We start from the raw sequence: 17,948 nt of genomic DNA, 5'->3' as shown, positions 1-17,948 counted from the left end.
TCACCATGGAATTACAAGACCTGCATCATATTACCAGCGACTTCCGGCAGACTGAAAAAGAAATGCCCGTGATGTTCATCGGCCACGGCAGCCCGATGAATGGCATCAGCGACAACGCCTTTACACATGCCCTCGGGAAAATGGGTCAGGCGCTGCCACAACCACCGAAGGCTATCCTGGTTATATCTGCCCACTGGCTTACTAAAGGTACACATGTACTGGTATCCCCGCAACCTCCTACCATTCATGATTTTGGCGGATTCCCGGAAGCCCTTTACCGCGTGCAGTACCCCGCTCCCGGCGCTCCCGACATGGCCAGAGCTACCAAAGAACTGATTACGAGCGTGAAAGTTGTGGAAGATGACCATTGGGGCCTGGATCATGGCGCGTGGACAGTCCTGCGGCATATGTATCCCCAGGCAGATATCCCTGTTTACCAGCTCAGCATCGACTATTACCAGTCTCCCGGATACCACTACAAACTGGCAGCGGAACTGAAAGCGCTCCGTAAAAAAGGCGTACTTGTCATAGGTAGCGGTAACATCGTGCATAACCTGCGCCAGATCTCATTTTCAGAGAACGCCCAACCATACGACTGGGCACTCTCCTTCGACGCTACAGTGAAAGACAGGCTGGAAAAGCACGCGTTCACGGATCTCGTTAACTATCAGCAGCTGGGACAGGCAGCCATGCTCTCCATTCCCACCAACGATCACTATCTTCCCATGTTATATATACTCGGCATGATAAACAGCAATGAAGATATCCAATTCACTTACGAGGAAATTCAGAATGCCAGCATCAGCATGCGCTGTTTCCAGACCGCCATGCCTTAATCGGCTTTCAGGCTCTTTACCGGATTGGCCGTTGCCGCTTTCAGCGCATGGAAACTCACCGTTGCCAGCGCTATCACGGTAACGCCTGCACCCGTCATCACAAATACCCATATGCTGATGCCCGTACGGTAGGCGAAATTATGCAGCCAGCGATCCATAATCCACCAGGACAAAGGAAATGCCACCAGCGCTGCGAGCAATACCAGCCGCAGGAAATCGCGGGAAAGCATACGCACGATACTGCCGGTAGACGCACCCAGTGTTTTACGCACACCTATTTCGCGGGTGCGCTGCACCGCTGTAAAAGCCGCCAGTCCGAATAATCCGAGGCAGGCAATAAACAACGCCAGAACGGTAAACATCAGAAATATTTTTTCCTGCTGCCGCTCGCCGGCATACTGCTTCGCGAAATTATCATCCAGAAAACTGTAACTGAACGGATGCTCCGCATCAAACTGATGATACACCTTTTCTATATGCGCCAGCGCTGCCGGTATGTTCTGCCTGCTGATTTTTACATAGATATTGTCCTCCACTTCTGAAGCAGGCGGCATTTGTATAATCAGCGGAGCTATCTTATGCTGCAGGGAATACACATGAAAATCCTTCATCACACCTACGACTACACGCTCTGCCCGTCTTCCGCTGTTATCTATTTTAAACTGTACCCGCTTACCCAGCGGTTCTTTCAGCTGCATTTCCTTCACCAGTGTTTCATTTACCAGCACAGCATGATAACGGTCTGCATTACCGGTATCCGAGAAATTACGCCCGGCCTGCAGCTGAATACCCATCGTTTTTACAAAGTCTGCATCAGCCATGAAAAACTGCGACAGGAAAGAACTTTCTGCTATCTGCCCGTCTGCCTGCTCGAAGTAAAGCCCGCTGGTACCCAGACTGTTATGACCGATCGGGTTATTGGCGCTGGCGGCTGACAATACCAGCGGATTGGCTGTCAGCTGCTCTTTCAGGGATTTCACCTTTTCACGCGCCTTCAGATCTCCGAGATGGAAACTCAGCACCTGGTCCTTATCAAATCCCAGATTGGTATGCATCACATACTCCAGCTGATCGTAGGCTACCAGCGTGCTGGCAGTCAGCACAATGGCAATCACAAACTGAAAGGTTACCAGCCCCTTGCGGAAGCCTGTGTGGCTGCTGCCGCTCAGCCGGCCTTTCAACGCAGAGATAATCCGGAAACCTGACATAAACACAGCCGGGTAAATACCCGCCAGCAAGGCGGTGAATAATGACAGCAGCAATATACCGGCAATGGTTCTCCATACGCCAAACTGCCACATATGCAGCGGCTTGTCTGCAAAAACACTGAAATAAGGCAGACTCAGATACACCAGTACAAAGGCTACCAGCGAAGCGATGCATGTCAGCAGCAGTGATTCTGACAGGAACATTCCCGCAATCTCATCCCGGCCGGAGCCCATAGTCTTTCGTACGCCTACTTCCTTCACTCTCCCGATGGCGCGGGCTGTAGCCAGATTCATATAGTTGATACAGGCAATAATCAGGATCATCAGCCCTACTAACAGGAACACATATACGTAGAGGATACTGCCATTGGCTTCCATCTCGTAACCCAGACGGGAATGCAGGTGAATGGAAGTAAGCGGCTGCAGGGTCATCTTATATTGTACGTCTCCCATCTGCGGACGTATATAGCGCGTTGCAAATTTCGGGAGCTTGCTTTCCAGCATCTGCGGCGTTACGCCTTTATGCAGCAACATATAGGTATACATGCTGAAGCTCTGCCAGCCGTCGGCATCATAATTTTCAGGTATGAGCCGCAGGCCGGTAAAATGAAAGTGGGCATTGTCCGGCACATCTTCCATCACACCTGTTACATGAAAAATGGTGGCACTGTCTTCTGTCAGCAGGGTTTTGCCTACCGCCTGCAAAGGATCGCCAAATAGGCTGGCAGCCAGTTTGCGGGTGAGTACCAGTGAATTGGGCGCTGCCAGTGCTGTAGCGGTATCCCCGGCAATGAGGTGGAACGCAAAAACACGGAAGAACGTGGTGTCAACAAAAAAGAGATTGTCCGCCTGCAGTTTCTTCTCCCCGTACTTCAGCATAGAACCGCCATCCGGCAATATCCTCGTGATGGCTGCTATCTCCGGATAGTCCTTTTTCAGCACGGCAGCAAACGGCGGCGAGGTAGTAGCCAGATTGAGACTGCCACCTGTCCAGGTAGCGCTGTTTACTGCGCGGTAAATACGGTCCTTATTGGGGTAGAAACTATCGTAGCTGGTTTCCTGGAACACGTATAGTAACAGCAGCCAGCAGGTAGCCAGCCCAATAGATAAACCCGCAATATTTATTAACGAGTAGTACTTGTATCTGACAAGGTTACGCCATGCTATAAGCAGGTAATTTCTGAACATCGTAAAAGGGATTGTGGTTGAAATAATTACTGCCTCCGTTTCTCTGCTCTTTTATTCCTGCATGATAAAATGTAAAAGCATGCCATGAAAGACATGCTTTACTTCATAAGATTATATACGTATAATTTTTACTACATATGTCCGGAAATGATACAGGAGCTGTTCACTTACGCTTTCAGCAGCTCACCTTCCAGCTGTACTACGTTATTGGCGATACTGGTATCAATTGCTTTCAGGATTTCTTCTTTTATTTCTTCTGTAACGCGGCTGTAGCCGAACATCCGGGCGATGAAGGGAACCGCTTCTTCCCGTTGTATGGCGATAGCGTCTTTCACTACTTTCTCCAGCGCCACGCCTATTTCTTCCGCGGCGATATAACTGATTTTCCTGGCGCCTGCCGGCAGCTGGCTGCGATTGCGCACTACGGGCTCCGGTAATGCTGTATGCCAGAGGAATTGTCCTTTGATACGTATTTTCTTTCCGGCATCTGCATGACGGACTGCGTGACGCAGTATTTCCCGGATACGCGGACCTACGCGGGTGATACCTGCTGCTTCCACCATTCGTCTGGCTACCTCATCGAAATGCACGGGGCTTTCAATGGTTACCACCTGTTCGATCCAGCTGCATAACTTCCCGATGGGGGCCAGGTGAAATTCCTGTCCTTTTATTTCGTCCGGCAATATGGCCATTTCATAGCGGGCTACATCGTCTTCTTCCGTCATCACTTCTTCCCGTGTCAGCAATAAAGGATCTGCGGCGGGCACGTCTTCCTCGCTGTCTTCTTCTAAATGTTTGTCAGCTTTCGCCTTTTCTATGGCAGCGACCAGTCTGTTCAGCTCGCGGTCCGGATTACGGAACCAGTCTGTACTCCATACCCGGTATATATTCCAGCCGATAGCTTCCAGCATCTGCTGACGCAGGCGGTCGCGGTCGCGCGCTGAGCGGGCAGAATGATAGGCGGCGCCATCACATTCGATCCCCATGATATAACGGCCAGGGCTATCCGGATCTACCACGGCCAGATCGATGTAAAAGCCCCTGGAACCTACCTGTTTCCGGATGGTGTAACCCAGCGCTTCCAGCCGCGCAGCTACATTTTCCTCGAAGGGACTGTCGGCCGGAAGGCCCGTCTCTGCTGTCATATACAGCTTTCCATGCTGTGCGAAGTAGAGGAAATTTTTCAGCGACTGGATACCATAACTTTTTGTCCGGCTGAGATCAATATCATCCGCAGTGATATTGGTAAATACTTCACAGCGCATTTTGGCGCGTGTAATCAGTACGTTGAGGCGGCGTTCCCCGCCTTCGTTGTTCAGCGGCCCGAAAGACATGGCCACATATCCTTCTTCCGTACGTCCGTAACCGATAGAGATGAAGATAACATCTCTTTCATCTCCCTGTACGTTTTCCAGGTTTTTAACGAAGAAAGGTTCATCATGATGATTGCTGAAGAAGGTCTCCAGCTCAGCATGCTTCCTGCGCCTGAGTTCCAGTGCATCTGTTATAGCCTGCCGCTGGGAGGTACTGAACGCCACCACGCCAAGGCTCAGCCCCGGATGCTTGCGGGCATGTTCCATGACAGCATCCGCCACGATCTCTGCTTCCTTTGGATTGGTGCGGGTTTTACCGCGGTCATAGGCGGTTTCTTTCAGGTGATGGAATACCAGTCCTTTGCTGTCTTTATCACCCGGACTGGGGAATATGACCAGTTTATTTTCGTAGAATTCGTGATTGGATAGCGTGATCAGCGATTCATGGCGGCTGCGGTAATGCCAGCGCAGCATGCGTTGCGGCGCGCCTTGTGCATCACATAGACCGAGGATACTTTGCATATCCGCTGTCACGTTTTCTTCATCATCTGTTTCTTTCGTCAGCGTGTCAAAGAAGCTGGTGGGAGGCAGTTGTTTGGTATCGCCTACCACTACCAGTTGTTTTCCGCGGAGAATGGCTCCCAGCGCTTCTACTGGCCTCACCTGGCTGGCCTCATCGAATATCACCAGGTCAAATTCCACAGCGCCCGGTGGCAGGAAATTAGCGATAGACAAAGGGCTCATCATGAATACGGGCTTGATAGCCTGTATGGCCAGCCCTGCTTCCTGCATGAGTTTGCGCACCGGCATATGGCGCGCTTTCTTATTGAATTCCGTACGGAGAATATTTACCTGTCCGCCGGCATCCATTTTAGGCATCTGTTCCCAATGGATCAGGGCGGCGCGGGCGCGGTTATACTGGAGGTTCAGCACATCCAGGCGGCGAAACTGTTGTACCAGTTCCTCGTGGCCGGCGCGGTCGAATTTACGCAGTGCCGGTTGTGTATTCACCGCTGTTTCCACCAGGTATTCGTACCAGGTTTTCAGCAAGGCGGTTTTCAGCAGCTGCGGTGCTTCCGGCCAGTCCAGGGCCGGAGCCGTGAGGCATTCCAGTTTTTCCAGTGCAGCCGTTTCCGTTATATTGTTCCAGTTGATGACATGATGTATTTCCGGGAGGCGGTCCACCCAGTTTTGCAGACATTCCAGCTGTACTGAAAATGTGTCCGGCAGCCGGGAAGCATCCATTCCCAGTTGTTGCAGCAACCTGGAATACTGTGCAGCAGTGACATCCAGCAACTGCCTGATTTTATCCCTGCTGATGGCAGCCGCTGCAGGATCCTGTTGCTGCTGCAGATAATTCAGCACTGCTTCCGGGCAGGTACGGGCAGCAATACGTTTATGCATGTCCGTTAGCCATGCCACCGCTTTGGCGAGTGCGTCCCAGTCTGTCTGTGATTTCTGCCAGCGGGCGCCGAAGAGATCTTTAGCCAGCGTAGCGTGTTCCTGCATAACGGCGTCCTGGCGGCGGTGTTCCATGATGGCGTCTATATATCGCAGCTTCTCGTCGTTACCGGCAGGCAGTCCGTTTTTGCATAATGCTGCCAGTTGCCTGTTACTGCGTTTGTAGGCACCGATAAGGAACTTATACCATTTGGCGCCGTGTGCCAGCAGGTTTTCGCGTATTTCCATCACCTGCTGGTCGTATGCTTCCGGAATCAGCAGCTGTTGATAGGCTGTTTGAATTTCACCCTTGAGTTTTCCGGCGGCCAGCCACTCTGCTACATCCTGTTCCTGCAGCAGCCAGGCTTTGGAGTGTATGTTCAGTCCGGCGATATCCGGTTGTGTGGCGAGCAACGCGCAGAGGTCTGCCAGCTGCGTAGCTGCGTTCACGTTAGCCGGCGCCGGCATACCAATTCCTGTTGCTATGGCTGCTGTTTCCTGCGCCAGGGCGCCAACGGCGGTGATGGTATCTTTGAGCTGACGCAGCAGCGTTTCCTGCTGATGCGGCAGTAATACGGTCAGGCTGCTGCCTTTAAAGGTGAGTGCAGAGGGCATACCGGTTTCCTGCAGGCAGGCCTGTATCCGTTGCGCCAGGCCGGTGGCCTTGTGCATAAACGCCGCATCCTGCGATGGCAGGTCCGGCAGCATGATCTGCGGCAGATCTTTACCGGCAGTTTCTTCGTTTATGCGTAACAGATAGCCTATCACCTGGTGGGCGGTAAGTCCGCTGTTACCGATTACGGCATTGATATGCAGGCAATAGTCATTCAGTTCGTTTCTGTAATTATCGAGTTGCAGCACTTCTTCCTGTAGCTTCCTGATAGCGGGGCGTCCCAGCTCCAGCACCCGGCGGATTTCCTGGTGCAGCTCTTTTTTATTGGCCTTATGGCTATGCAGCTCCAGGCAGGCTTCTCCCAGCTGGATATTGTCCAGCCGGCGTTTTACGACTTCCAGCGCTGCCATCTTTTCTGCAACAAACAGCACCTTCTTTCCTCTGCCGATGGCATCCGCAATGATGTTGGTGATTGTCTGCGATTTACCTGTTCCCGGAGGGCCTTGTATGACCAGGTTACGTCCTTCCTGAACAGCGAGCATCGCCATAATCTGGGAGCTGTCTGCATCTACTACCTGGAATAGTTCGTGCGCGTGTGTATCGCGGTCAATGAAAGCATCTTCCGGCAGCTGTGGCAGCGGATCAGCAAAGCCGCCGCCAAAAAGGCTCTGGATAACGGGATGCGTCAGCTGGTTTTCTTCCTGTGGCCAGCGCGCTGCATCCAGGTCGTTATAAATCATGAATTTTCCGAAAGAGAAAAAACCCAGCTCAATGGCATCCGGTTCTACCTTCCAGTTGGGAAGGCCGGCCACAGCGGCTGTTACGGAGGCAAACCAGGCAGTCACATCAAAATCATCTGCTTCCGGAAGATCCGGAATGATGACATTGAAATCTGTTTTCATCTTGGCCTGCAGCGAAATATTGGCGCCTACTTCTTCCAGCGTATATTTCAGGCGGAAACGTTCCCGCGCGCTGGAACGGTCCAGGGATACCGGTACCATTATCAGCGGCGCCTGCCGCGGCTCCCCGCTGCCGGGCGTTTCGTACCAGTGCAGCATGCCGAGTGAAAGGTAAAGGATATTCACCCCCTGTTCCTCTATACTCATTCTGGCTGCATAATAGGTATTCAGTAACCTGGTATGAAGATTTGTCTGGGTTTCATTGGTTTGCAGCCGGGTATCACTATACCCTTCCTTCAGCGCAGCCGGCGGCGTTTCATCATATACCACCTCACTCTCTTCTCCCTTCCTGTCAGGTCTTCCGAGAAAAGTCATGGTTTTATTCTCCCTGACCAGTATATCATAAATGGAAGCAGATAACTCCTCCACAATATGTAACCCTTTACTGGCGGGTAATTTATAGTTCAACAAGGGATTCCTGAGACCCAAATCAAGCAGTTCTTTCCGCGATGATTCAAGCTTGGTTAATATGGATGCAATCATAATAGCGCTGAAGAAATGAAAAACGTTGCAAATATAACGTGCGTAAGGCAACCGGAAGTATAAAATAGATGAATAATTACGAATTGCGAATTACGAATTACGAATGTTGAGCGAAGACCTTAGCAGATAAAGAATTTTACGTCTCCGCTCACATCTTCGCTCAACATTCGTAATTCGCAATTCGTAATTCGTAATTACTGGTATTTTACACAAGTCACTTTCCCATCCATCGTGCTCACCAATATTGTGTTCTTCGTTAATGGAACAATAGTGTTGATGAGGCAGTTGGATATTTTATGTTTCCAGGAGAGGGTGTGGTCTTTGCTGTTTACAGCGTACAGGACGCCGGAGTGTGTGGGTATAAAAATGAGGTGGTTGAATGCTATGGGAGAAGCAGGATTCAGTTCATATCCCATGTTAAGGGAGGCCTGCCAGTTCAGCTGCAGGGAATCGGCGGTGGCAGATACGCCATAGAGGCCGCCGTCCATGGTTTTGATGAAGACTTCGCTGCTGTCGGCAGAGAGGCCTTGCGATTCACGCATACGGACGTGAGGGATGGATTTGCGCCAGATAACCGCGCCGGTAGTGGCGTTAAAGGCAGTCATGTATCTGTCCGGCGCCACGATGAATACTTTCCCGTTTGCGCCCAGCGGGGTGCAGGCGGCAGGAGAAAACATCCGGTTAGAAGAGCCATTGTTCCATTTCCATTGCAGCGCGCCGGTGGCGGCATCCAGTGCGTACAGGTCATTGCCCCAGCTGCCGAAATAAATATTACCCTGATACAGCAGTGGTTTGTCTTCTACAAAACCATTTACACCTGTAAATGCCCATTTCAGTTTTCCGTCGTGAATGCTGATAGCCCTGAAATGTCCGTCAGATGAGCCTATATAGGCAATGCCGTTAGCTGCCAGCGGACTGGCCACTACCGGTTTGCCGGTGGCATAACGCCAGCGTTGCCTGCCGGTAGCGGCATCCAGGCAATATATGTAATGATCTGAAGAGGCAGCGATGATTACATTTCCACTAACTACCGGGGTCGCATATATTTTTCCGCCGGTGGGGAATGTCCATTTTTTCCTGCCGGTAGCGGTTTGCAGGGCATATATTTCTCCGGCGGTATTGGCGGCAATCACCAGGTTCCCGTATAGCGCCATTCCGGAGCCGATGTCGTTATTATCCTGCCAGGTCCAGCGGATGCGTACGTTGGGGAAAGAATCATTCATGGCATAGGACGGACGTTCAAATGAGGCAGTGTCATACATCCGGCTATGGTTGCGCAAGGTTACCACAGCCCACTGGCGGTTCTTTTCCAGCAGCGGCGTTCTTTCTTCATAGGTAACCGTATTACCGGCAACCGTAACGATATTATAACCGCCGATGCTGTCTTTTGCACGCAGGTTGGAGCGGCCCATGATGCCGGGAATATTTTCAAAATCAAACTGCCGGTTAGCATGACCGTGCCCGCAGAGTATCAGCTGGATATTGTGCTGCTTCAGGCGGTCGATGGCCTCATACCAGTTGTTGAGATCTGTATTTTGCGGGTAATGATTCACATAGATGATGGGCGTGACAGTATCTTTTTTACGCAGGAGGCTGTCCAGCCACACGATATTTTCTCTGGGTACCTGTCCTGGTCCCATGCGCATATTAGGGCCGCAGTTGGTGCCGATGAATGTATAACCCGCATGGCTGAACGAAAAAGTTTCGCTGCCGAAAACGCGGCGGAAGGTATTTCCGCCACTTTCCGACCATTTGGTGTCGTGATTGCCCGGGATGATGTACCAGGGTTTCTGCAGACTGTCAAGGATACTTTTAGCCAGCTGAAGTTCACTATCGGCGCCAAATTCGGTGATATCTCCCGAAATGATTACAAATGCCAGGGAAGGATTTCTGTTGATATCGGTGACAGTGCGCCGGAGGTCTTCATCCGCGTGATCGCTGCCGATATGTATATCTGAAACATGTGCAAATGTAAACGGCGACTGGGCCGCAGTCAGCAGTTGCAGTAACATAAAGCAGCATAGCAGGAAAGGGTGTTTCATCATCTATTCTTTTTGAGCGTAGTATTTGTTCTTTTCCATCCAGGAGTTGAATACGGTATAGAAAACCGCGAGGATGATAGCGCCTTTGAACATGCCGGTAAATCCCCATGCCACGAGGCCGCCGATCACTCCGAGGAAAAGCACAAGAAAAGGAAGTTTTCCGCTTTTTGCAATTAATACCGGTTTTAATACGGCATCAATAACCAGGAGGGCTGCGCCGTAGATAATCATAAAAACGGCCGTGCCTGTATGTCTTTCCACCAGCAGCCAGATCACCAGCGGCACCCATATCCAGAGCGGGCCTACCTGGATGAGTACCAGGAAAAAAACAATGGCGGCCAGTGCCAGCGCGAAAGGAATACCTGCTATTTTGAATCCTATCCAGGAGATGACAGCCGCAATCAGCGATGCACCGATAACGCCGATGGAAACACCTCTTACAGCCTGTCCGGCCGCGTTGAGCAAGGCTTTGCTGTCCTTTTCCCCAAACATATGTGACAGGGTTGCGCGTACAGGGTTCAATATTTTTTCACCGCTTACGAGGAAAACGGCCGATACGATAATGCCGAGAACAATCTGCAGGGCCATTCCCAGAATGCCTGCGCCGGTTGTCACGATATGCTGGAGGACATGCATGATCTGCCTTTCATAGATGCCGGCGGTTTCTTTAGGCCGCAGCTGCAGCTGTTTCCAGAATTCAGCGATATCTTCTCCTACATAAGGCAGGCTGGTCAGCCATTCCGGTAATGGCGGGATACCGTTTACCCTGGCGGCGATGAACCACTGGCCCACCCCTTTCACATGTCCGTTAAGTGTATTGATGATATAGACAAATGGCAGTACCACTACGGTGATCAGCAGAATGGAATAGATTACCCCGATGAGTTTGCGGCGCCGGGGCGCCCATCTGCAGCAGCGTTCAAACAAACCAAAGAAGGAAACGGCGAAGATGATAGCGAAGGTAAAAACGCCAAAGAATATTTTCATCACTTCGAACAAGGCGTACATGAGGCCCAGCAGCAGCAGTAATACCAGTACGGTTTCAATAATTCTCCTGGAGGTGGATGGAATACGGGTACTCATAAACGAAGCCTGGTTAATGTTAACGAAACGTATGAGGGATATGTAACAATTTACTAAAAGATCGCTGAATAGCAATGTTTATGGCTGCTGTCCGGTGGTGTCGCGGTACTGGTTCATCTGCCGTACCAGTTCGCGCAGGTGATGTATCCAGTCTTCATCCGCCACGTTAACAAAAAAAATCCCGCAGGAGTAATCTGATTTCAGTCTGGCCCGGAGGCTCGCAGAGGTGACTACGCAGATGAAAGGCGGGCGCTGTTCCATGACGATGTCCAGTACTTTTTCATGGAAGGCATACACATCATATCCTGCGTTGAAGAGGCGGGTCATGATTCTTCTGGTGATAGCCTCATTATCGCGGTAGGGAATTTCGGGTTTTATCAACAATACCGGCAATCGCCGGGGTTTCATTCTTTTAAGCATCCGGGGGACCGTTTGGTGTATGGTATGTTCTGTCCGGGATGCTGAATGATGAATGCGGCAGCTGTTCTCCGGTTACAGGTTTTATTCCCCGCGCTGCAATAAAAAAAGCGCGGAACTCTTGCCTCGCCGCCGGTGACCCCTCGGAGGGCTGGAAACGACAAAGAAGAGCCCACGCTTTTAAACGTGAGCCTTTCTCCTTCGTCTCCCATATCCGTTTTGAATTTCCGAGGTTCACCGGAAGAGACGTAAGAAGCAGCTGCTAATAATTTTTTAGGGCTGCAAAGATAAGTCTAATATAGGATTATTTTTTCTAAAAGACTATTTAAATAGGACCTATTTTTATAGCCCCTATTTAAGTAGGTACTATATTAGCAGGATTATGCTAATTTTCTGAAATGGCAGGCAAAAAGCAACAGATTGTAATGAAAGACGAAGTCTTTTACGCCAGGTTGGGTAAAAGAATCAAGGAATTGCGGACAGAAGCGGATTTCACCAGCGCCGAAGCATTTGCCTATGAAATAAAAATGAGCAGAACCCAGTACCTGGAATATGAAAAAGGGATGGACATGCGCCTGTCTACCTTACGCAAACTGGCGGCAGTACACAACATTACGCTGGAAGAATTGTTAAAGGGTTTAGAGTAAGATTCTTTTCCTCAAAATAAGAATTAAAGTTACATTCGGTAGTTCTCACCATCAGGCCGCTGACCGCCTGTATGTAAAACCAACTGATCGTATGTACATATTGCTTTTCATCGTACTGGCATTTACCCTCTGTTATGCCTGGTTCCGCATACGTACCATAAAAGCCCTGCTCCCGGTTCCACAGGAACCCATTCCCGTAAAAGGCGAAGACGCTATACAGGCGGCTGTCATCGAAAAGGTTACCGGCAGCGCGTTCAGCGTATCAAAATATCAGCGCAACATCCGGAACAGCAGTACGGACCGGTTTATCACCGTTGCTATAAACGAAGTAATCAAAACCAATATGGGCGCCACCTACAAACCCAGGCTTATCAAAAACCTGGCGCCCGGAGAAGCCCGGCGGCTCGGCCATGCCGACACCTACACCGAAGGGCGCCACACGGTATTCATCGGCTACGAAATTATATGGGCCAGATTCACGCCCACCCCGGAAGATTATAAGGTCAGCGCAGCTACCGCTGTCATACAGCCCGCAGCCCTGCATCCGGTACTGCTGAAAGAACTGGAACAGCAGTTCAGGGAAAACGGGTATAAGCACTGGATGTAAATTGCAAATACATACACCCGCTATGCTAACTTGTAAATCCTGTCTGCTGGTATATTTCTCAGCCTGGTTCTATGAAAATCCTTTTGGGAAGCAATCAGCACCAGCCCCACATCCATACCGGTTTTACGCATCTGCGAAGCTGTCTGCCGCTGATGACGTTTGGCATCTGCAAACAATTTAATGCCCCGTAACTCTTCTGGAACAGCAGGATTTAAATCAATAACAAAACACATCGGGCCATGATACTGAATAAAGTGTACTTTATCCTTTGAGATAGTTTCATCGTTAAGCATCCGGATATTTATAGATAAAAACTGCTCGGGTAACGCACTGTTCTTTGCCAGCCACCTGGTATAAATACTTTTAATCTGGGTATCATCCACCATAATACCATCTAACCCCGATAGCGCATCCAGTACCGGTTTGGTGATATTATCAAGGTCGCCTGTAGCATCTGATTCCTGCCTGTCATCTGCCTGGAGAAACCATGTCAGCTCAATCCATAGCGGGCCAAAGCAAAGCCATTCAAATTGCTGCAGTTCCGACTTTATTAAATTGATGATCGATTCCTTCACTTCTTTTCTGGATTGACCGGTTGGAATATGCTCCGGAAATCTGATTTCAATTGTTATCTCGCTATCAAGGCTTTCAGGGAAAACAGCAGGTATTTTGTAATCACAATTACCGGTTTTTATATTGATGTTCATGAAATTATATTCTGTTATACATTTATTTACCCTTCCAGAATGATGTAAATATGACAGATACGCGCTTCGCTTTCATTCAACGGAAACTGTATTGATTCCAAAAGATTATTGTCAGGAATTTTCACTCCCAGGCTTCTTAATTCAGCCGCCTGTTTTGCAGGAACCTGAAATCCCTTATTAACACGATGATGAGCTGTTCCATCCATATTCACGGCATAAATCTCTTTCCCTGACCGGGCATTCACAACGTGATAATGAGCCTGAACCGGGATGTTTGTATCTTCCGGATGTTTGTAATATAAATCCGTAGATTTTTTAAATCCCTTATACTTTTCGTGTTCGAGAAGCAGTTGCTTATCTTCTACTTCCATCGTAATCAATATGGCATAACGGTCAAGAAAGTCCGAGGTTTTAACGCCGGACAATTCCTGACGCCGGTTATTGATAAATTTTTCTAAGGAGATGCGTTCTCTTTCAATAAACGCTTTTAGTGAAAGCATATTCATTTCTTTTGGGTGATAACATAGTATGAAGCCACACAATATACGGTTAATACGGCAATGAGAACCTGTTAATCATACAGGAGGAGCATGAACAACCGCTTTCACCTGTTGTTCATGCTCCTGTATCATCAGATAACCCTGCATTAATCCAGCAGAAAATCAATTACTGCTTTCTCAAATACCTGCGGCGCTTCCACATTTGACAGATGCACCACCGGCAATATGATCAGTTTTGCCTGCGGGATAGTTTTCGCGATCAGTTCACTATGCTCCGGCAGTGTAACGCCATCGTACCTACCACCTATAACCAGGGTTTTATTTGTGATGAGCGCGATAGTCCTGCGCTGGTCTCCATCGCGCACCGCGGCGAAAGAGCCGGCCAGTCCGACCGGCGGGGTCGCCAGCACCATTGCCCTGAATTTAGCAGCTACCTCCGGATGTTGCTCCTGGTAAGTTTTCGGTAACCAGTTATTGATAAACATAGCGCCAAAGGGAGTTATATCACCATCCTTCCGCAGGGAGCCGATCAATCCATTCCACGTATCCCGCGGACCTAAGTAGGAAGAAGTGTTGGCAAGAATCAGTTTATCGATACGATGTGCTTCATGAACCGCGAGCCACTGCCCGATAAATCCGCCGAGGGAAAGGCCCAGGAAATGCACCCGGTCTATTTTCAGGTAATCGAGTAACTCTATCACATCATTGCTCATTCTGTCGATGGAATAATCGCCCACCGGTGCGCCGGAACTGCCATTACCACGGGTATCGAAACGCAGCACGCGGAAATGCTTTGTAAAAACAGGGATCTGCTCATCCCACATATGCAGGTCTGTGGCAATGGAATTGGAAAGTACCAGTACGGGCTTATCTGCCGGGCCATCCAGTCTGTAGGCAATGCGTACGTTATCTCCTGTGGTGAAATATGCTTTGGTATAGGTATGAATAGTCATTTGCGTCATGTTTGTATTAGTATGATAAGATGATTTACCTGCTGCCGGATTAGTGATAGTCAATACACCCATTGCCAGCATAGCGTATTTCTCCAGATGTCTTACTATTTTTGTTTTCATATGCCTGATTGATTTAACACAAAATTACAGCGGGCATCAGGGAGCATACATTTAAAACCAGGGGTTTGACCTGTAACTTTAGAGGTTTTATGAAGCAAAAACATTTACACCAGCCATTCGAGCTATATATATCAGATCCGGGAGATTGGGAAGAACGCATCCTCGTCTATCATTTCTTTGAGATCGTGCTGATACTGGAAGGAGAAGGCGTACGGGAGGTGAACAGGAATCATTTTAATTACCGGGCAGGAGATATATTCCTGTTTACGCCGCTGGATTGCCGTGGCTTCAAAAGCAGTATGCCTACCAAATTCTGTTCTATCCGGTTTGCAGAAGTATTTCTGACAGCGTACAGGAATCAGGCGGAACGCGCAACAGTGTCGGGCTGGCTGAAACAACTGGAGCAACTGTTCTACCAGCACAACCGCTTTGAGCAGTTCGTCATAAAAGATGCAGCAGATCAGTTTATGGTAAGCAGCCTCATTGCACACCTCGTAACTGAATTTGAACGCAGGCAGACATACTTTGAAGATAATATCCAGCATCTGATTACGCTCATGCTCAATACGCTGGTACGGAATATTGCAGTACCCGCGCAACACAGACAGGCATTGCAGGAGGAGGAACCTTTAATCAACAGAATGTTACTGCATATAAAAGAACATATCGCATCCAGGGAACAACTGAGCATTGCTAACCTGGCCCGGACTTTCAACCTGTCTGCCAACTATGTCGGAGAATATTTCAAAAAGATGACAGGTGAAAGTATTCAGCGCTATATCACGGTATATAAGATGCGTCTTGTTGAAAACAAACTGCAGTACAGTGTTTCCACTATCAGTCAGATTGCAGATGAATTAGGGTTTAATGATGAGAGTCATCTGAGCAGTCAGTTTAAGAAATTTGCAGGGGTGAGTCCGGCGCAGTACAGGAAGGAGAAAGCGCAGCGGGCGGCGTAATGCGGATTACATCATTTTTAACAACAAGGTCAGTACGTTCATAACATACAGATCAAGATGTTAACTAAGGCGTATTAAGGAGCACAAAAAAAGGAAAACCGCTTTCGCAATTTTCCTTTCCTGTGTCCCGGATTGGATTCGAACCAATGACCTACTGCTTAGAAGGCAGTTGCTCTATCCAGCTGAGCTACCGAGACTTACTCTCTATTTTTACCGCTAATGTGAAATAAATTCCTATATTTATCTCTCATTTTGGGAGTGCAAATTTATGGAAATAATTTCCAATTAATCAAATTTAATTTATTTTTTCTAAATATTTGATGTGAATACTATGAATGTACAAATGGAAGAAAGCTGGAAAGACGTGCTGAAGGACGAATTTAACAAGACCTATTTCAGTGAAATCGTGATGCACCTCAAGCACGAAAAAGCACTGGGCAAAACCATTTACCCCGCCGGCAACCTCATATTCAACGCATTTGACAAAACACCTTTCGACAAGGTAAAAGTGGTCATCCTCGGACAAGACCCGTACCACGGCCCCGGACAGGCCCACGGACTCAGCTTCTCGGTGCCCGACGGTATAAAGCCGCCGCCATCCCTTGTGAATATCTACAAGGAGATGAAAACCGACCTGGGCCTGGAAATCCCTGCCAGCGGCAACCTCACCAAATGGGCAGAACACGGGGTACTGCTGCTCAACGCCTTCCTGACCGTGAGAGCCAGCGAACCTGCCTCCCACAGCAAAATAGGCTGGGAAAACTTCACCGACGCCGTCATCCGGAAAATATCAGATCAGAAACAAAACGTGGTGTTCCTCCTCTGGGGCCGCTTCGCTCAGGATAAACAGATACTTATCGACGCTACCAGACATCACATCCTTAAAGCGGCCCACCCATCCCCGTTCAGCGCGGATAAAGGCTTCTTCGGATGTAAACACTTCTCCAGAACCAATGAACTACTGCAAAAAGCAGGCATCGAAGCGGTAGACTGGAGGCTGTAAACGCATAATTTTTTTCTGTAATTTTATGTAATATCAGCTTTCTGATAAAAGACAACCGTTATGCTCAAGAATATACTGGGAAGAATTTACGCCCTGTACGCACTGCTACTCTTTGCGTGCACTATGCTCATTGTATTCATTCCTATCTGGATCGGTTCCTTCTTCCATCCAAGAACTGCCTCCCGCATCTTCCTCGCCATCGGACGCATATGGATGAAGGTATACATGCCGCTCATCGGATGCCCCGTATTCAGGAAAGGAACAGAACACTTCGCCCCCGGCGAAACTTATGTAGTAGTATGTAATCATAATGCACTCATAGATGTACCCGTCACTACATCTAAAATTCCCGGCGACAATAAAACACTCGCAAAGGCCTCTATGGGCAAAATCCCCCTGTTCGGCGTCCTGTACCGGATAGGCGGCATCCTCGTAGACCGCAGCAGTGAAGCCAGCAGAAAACAAAGCGTCGTTGAAATGAAACACGCCCTCAGCCTCGGCCTGCACATCCTCCTATACCCGGAAGGAACCCGCAACCGCACCGCCGAACCATTGAAAGCCTTCTACGACGGCGCCTTTGCACTCGCCATCGATGCACAAACACCCATCATCCCCTCTCTCCTCTTCAACACAAAAAAAATTCTGCCACCAGATAAAACATTCTTCGCCTGGCCCTACCCCATCCACTACCATTTCCTGGAACCCATACCCACCAGAGGAATGACCCGCGATGACATACCGGCGCTGAAAGAGAAAGTGTATAAGTTGATGGTGGATTATTATGTGCAAAATCAGCAGTAAATAATTACGAATTACAAATTACGAATTACGAATGAGGAGCGAAGATATAAGCGTAGGTCAAATAATGGC

General features: G+C 49.1%; 14 protein-coding genes and 1 tRNA gene. 6 read left to right on the top strand and 9 right to left on the bottom strand.

The window, feature by feature from the left end; translation table 11 throughout:
- Window positions 1–5: 5 nt before the first annotated feature.
- On the top strand, window positions 6–836 hold the full coding sequence (gene ygiD, locus GWG06_RS21210; protein ID WP_160715777.1) for a 4,5-DOPA-extradiol-dioxygenase: 831 nt from the start codon (window positions 6–8) through the stop codon (window positions 834–836).
- Here the strand turns inward: ygiD and GWG06_RS21205 are convergent.
- From GWG06_RS21205 to GWG06_RS21185, 5 genes are all read right to left on the bottom strand, one after another.
- Window positions 833–3,232, bottom strand: a complete 2,400-nt coding sequence (locus GWG06_RS21205; RefSeq protein ID WP_127034625.1) for an ABC transporter permease — start codon at window positions 3,230–3,232, stop codon at window positions 833–835. The genes ygiD and GWG06_RS21205 overlap by 4 nt on opposite strands.
- 167 nt (window positions 3,233–3,399) lie before the next feature.
- Window positions 3,400–8,040, bottom strand: a complete 4,641-nt coding sequence (locus tag GWG06_RS21200; RefSeq protein WP_160715775.1) for a DUF3320 domain-containing protein — start codon at window positions 8,038–8,040, stop codon at window positions 3,400–3,402.
- 194 nt (window positions 8,041–8,234) lie between these two features.
- Window positions 8,235–10,085, bottom strand: coding sequence for an outer membrane protein assembly factor BamB family protein (locus tag GWG06_RS21195; RefSeq protein ID WP_235938469.1), 1,851 nt, complete (start codon window positions 10,083–10,085; stop codon window positions 8,235–8,237).
- Entirely contained in the window at window positions 10,086–11,165 is a 1,080-nt protein-coding gene (locus GWG06_RS21190) for an AI-2E family transporter (RefSeq protein WP_127034621.1), read from the bottom strand.
- A 78-nt stretch (window positions 11,166–11,243) separates the two neighbouring features.
- Window positions 11,244–11,573: a hypothetical protein gene (locus tag GWG06_RS21185; protein ID WP_235938467.1), complete on the bottom strand. Its 330-nt coding sequence runs from the start codon at window positions 11,571–11,573 to the stop codon at window positions 11,244–11,246.
- Window positions 11,574–11,980: 407 nt separating this feature from the next.
- Between GWG06_RS21185 and GWG06_RS21180 the strand changes: the two genes are divergently transcribed.
- Together GWG06_RS21180 and GWG06_RS21175 are read left to right on the top strand one after the other, a co-directional pair.
- Window positions 11,981–12,229, top strand: coding sequence for a helix-turn-helix transcriptional regulator (locus GWG06_RS21180; protein ID WP_127034615.1), 249 nt, complete (start codon window positions 11,981–11,983; stop codon window positions 12,227–12,229).
- A 91-nt stretch (window positions 12,230–12,320) separates the two neighbouring features.
- Window positions 12,321–12,836 (top strand): hypothetical protein, encoded by a 516-nt coding sequence (locus GWG06_RS21175; RefSeq protein ID WP_160715771.1) that lies wholly within the window; start codon window positions 12,321–12,323, stop codon window positions 12,834–12,836.
- A 20-nt stretch (window positions 12,837–12,856) separates the two neighbouring features.
- On the opposite strand, the gene GWG06_RS21170 is transcribed toward GWG06_RS21175, so the two are convergent.
- The 3 genes from GWG06_RS21170 to GWG06_RS21160 all read right to left on the bottom strand — a co-directional run bounded on the left by GWG06_RS21170 (window position 12,857) and on the right by GWG06_RS21160 (window position 15,116).
- Complete coding sequence (locus tag GWG06_RS21170) at window positions 12,857–13,543, bottom strand: RusA family crossover junction endodeoxyribonuclease (protein WP_160715769.1); 687 nt, start codon at window positions 13,541–13,543, stop codon at window positions 12,857–12,859.
- A gap of 26 nt (window positions 13,544–13,569) precedes the next feature.
- Window positions 13,570–14,043, bottom strand: a complete 474-nt coding sequence (locus GWG06_RS21165) for a hypothetical protein (RefSeq protein WP_160715767.1) — start codon at window positions 14,041–14,043, stop codon at window positions 13,570–13,572.
- A 146-nt stretch (window positions 14,044–14,189) separates the two neighbouring features.
- Window positions 14,190–15,116: an alpha/beta fold hydrolase gene (locus GWG06_RS21160; RefSeq protein ID WP_202183080.1), complete on the bottom strand. Its 927-nt coding sequence runs from the start codon at window positions 15,114–15,116 to the stop codon at window positions 14,190–14,192.
- An 89-nt stretch (window positions 15,117–15,205) separates the two neighbouring features.
- On the opposite strand from GWG06_RS21160, the gene GWG06_RS21155 reads away from it, so the two are divergent.
- Window positions 15,206–16,075: an AraC family transcriptional regulator gene (locus GWG06_RS21155; protein WP_160715765.1), complete on the top strand. Its 870-nt coding sequence runs from the start codon at window positions 15,206–15,208 to the stop codon at window positions 16,073–16,075.
- A gap of 123 nt (window positions 16,076–16,198) precedes the next feature.
- Here GWG06_RS21155 and GWG06_RS21150 read toward each other — a convergent pair.
- Window positions 16,199–16,272 (bottom strand) — tRNA-Arg (locus GWG06_RS21150).
- Window positions 16,273–16,406: 134 nt separating this feature from the next.
- Here GWG06_RS21150 and ung point away from each other — a divergent pair.
- Both ung and GWG06_RS21140 read left to right on the top strand, forming a co-directional pair.
- Window positions 16,407–17,078, top strand: coding sequence for a uracil-DNA glycosylase (gene ung / locus GWG06_RS21145; RefSeq protein ID WP_202183086.1), 672 nt, complete (start codon window positions 16,407–16,409; stop codon window positions 17,076–17,078).
- Between the two features lie 60 nt (window positions 17,079–17,138).
- The gene (locus GWG06_RS21140) at window positions 17,139–17,879 is read left to right on the top strand and encodes a lysophospholipid acyltransferase family protein (RefSeq protein WP_160715761.1); all 741 of its coding nucleotides are present in this window, start codon (window positions 17,139–17,141) and stop codon (window positions 17,877–17,879) included.
- Window positions 17,880–17,948: the final 69 nt, after the last annotated feature.

The organism is Chitinophaga solisilvae (assembly GCF_009928525.1).
In the GTDB taxonomy this organism is placed as follows: domain Bacteria; phylum Bacteroidota; class Bacteroidia; order Chitinophagales; family Chitinophagaceae; genus Chitinophaga; species Chitinophaga solisilvae.
Note: the sequence above shows the minus strand (reverse complement) of the source record. Positions and strands in the feature narration are given on the sequence as shown.

What these genes read in the sequence shown, in the direction of transcription:
- ygiD (WP_160715777.1), top strand. Translation starts at nt 6, where the DNA reads ATGGAATTACAAGACCTGCATCATATTACCAGCGACTTCCGGCAGACT.
- GWG06_RS21205 (WP_127034625.1), bottom strand. Translation starts at nt 3,232, where the DNA reads ATGTTCAGAAATTACCTGCTTATAGCATGGCGTAACCTTGTCAGATAC.
- GWG06_RS21200 (WP_160715775.1), bottom strand. Translation starts at nt 8,040, where the DNA reads ATGATTGCATCCATATTAACCAAGCTTGAATCATCGCGGAAAGAACTG.
- GWG06_RS21195 (WP_235938469.1), bottom strand. Translation starts at nt 10,085, where the DNA reads ATGATGAAACACCCTTTCCTGCTATGCTGCTTTATGTTACTGCAACTG.
- GWG06_RS21190 (WP_127034621.1), bottom strand. Translation starts at nt 11,165, where the DNA reads ATGAGTACCCGTATTCCATCCACCTCCAGGAGAATTATTGAAACCGTA.
- GWG06_RS21185 (WP_235938467.1), bottom strand. Translation starts at nt 11,573, where the DNA reads ATGAAACCCCGGCGATTGCCGGTATTGTTGATAAAACCCGAAATTCCC.
- GWG06_RS21180 (WP_127034615.1), top strand. Translation starts at nt 11,981, where the DNA reads ATGGCAGGCAAAAAGCAACAGATTGTAATGAAAGACGAAGTCTTTTAC.
- GWG06_RS21175 (WP_160715771.1), top strand. Translation starts at nt 12,321, where the DNA reads ATGTACATATTGCTTTTCATCGTACTGGCATTTACCCTCTGTTATGCC.
- GWG06_RS21170 (WP_160715769.1), bottom strand. Translation starts at nt 13,543, where the DNA reads ATGAACATCAATATAAAAACCGGTAATTGTGATTACAAAATACCTGCT.
- GWG06_RS21165 (WP_160715767.1), bottom strand. Translation starts at nt 14,043, where the DNA reads ATGCTTTCACTAAAAGCGTTTATTGAAAGAGAACGCATCTCCTTAGAA.
- GWG06_RS21160 (WP_202183080.1), bottom strand. Translation starts at nt 15,116, where the DNA reads ATGAAAACAAAAATAGTAAGACATCTGGAGAAATACGCTATGCTGGCA.
- GWG06_RS21155 (WP_160715765.1), top strand. Translation starts at nt 15,206, where the DNA reads ATGAAGCAAAAACATTTACACCAGCCATTCGAGCTATATATATCAGAT.
- ung (WP_202183086.1), top strand. Translation starts at nt 16,407, where the DNA reads ATGAATGTACAAATGGAAGAAAGCTGGAAAGACGTGCTGAAGGACGAA.
- GWG06_RS21140 (WP_160715761.1), top strand. Translation starts at nt 17,139, where the DNA reads ATGCTCAAGAATATACTGGGAAGAATTTACGCCCTGTACGCACTGCTA.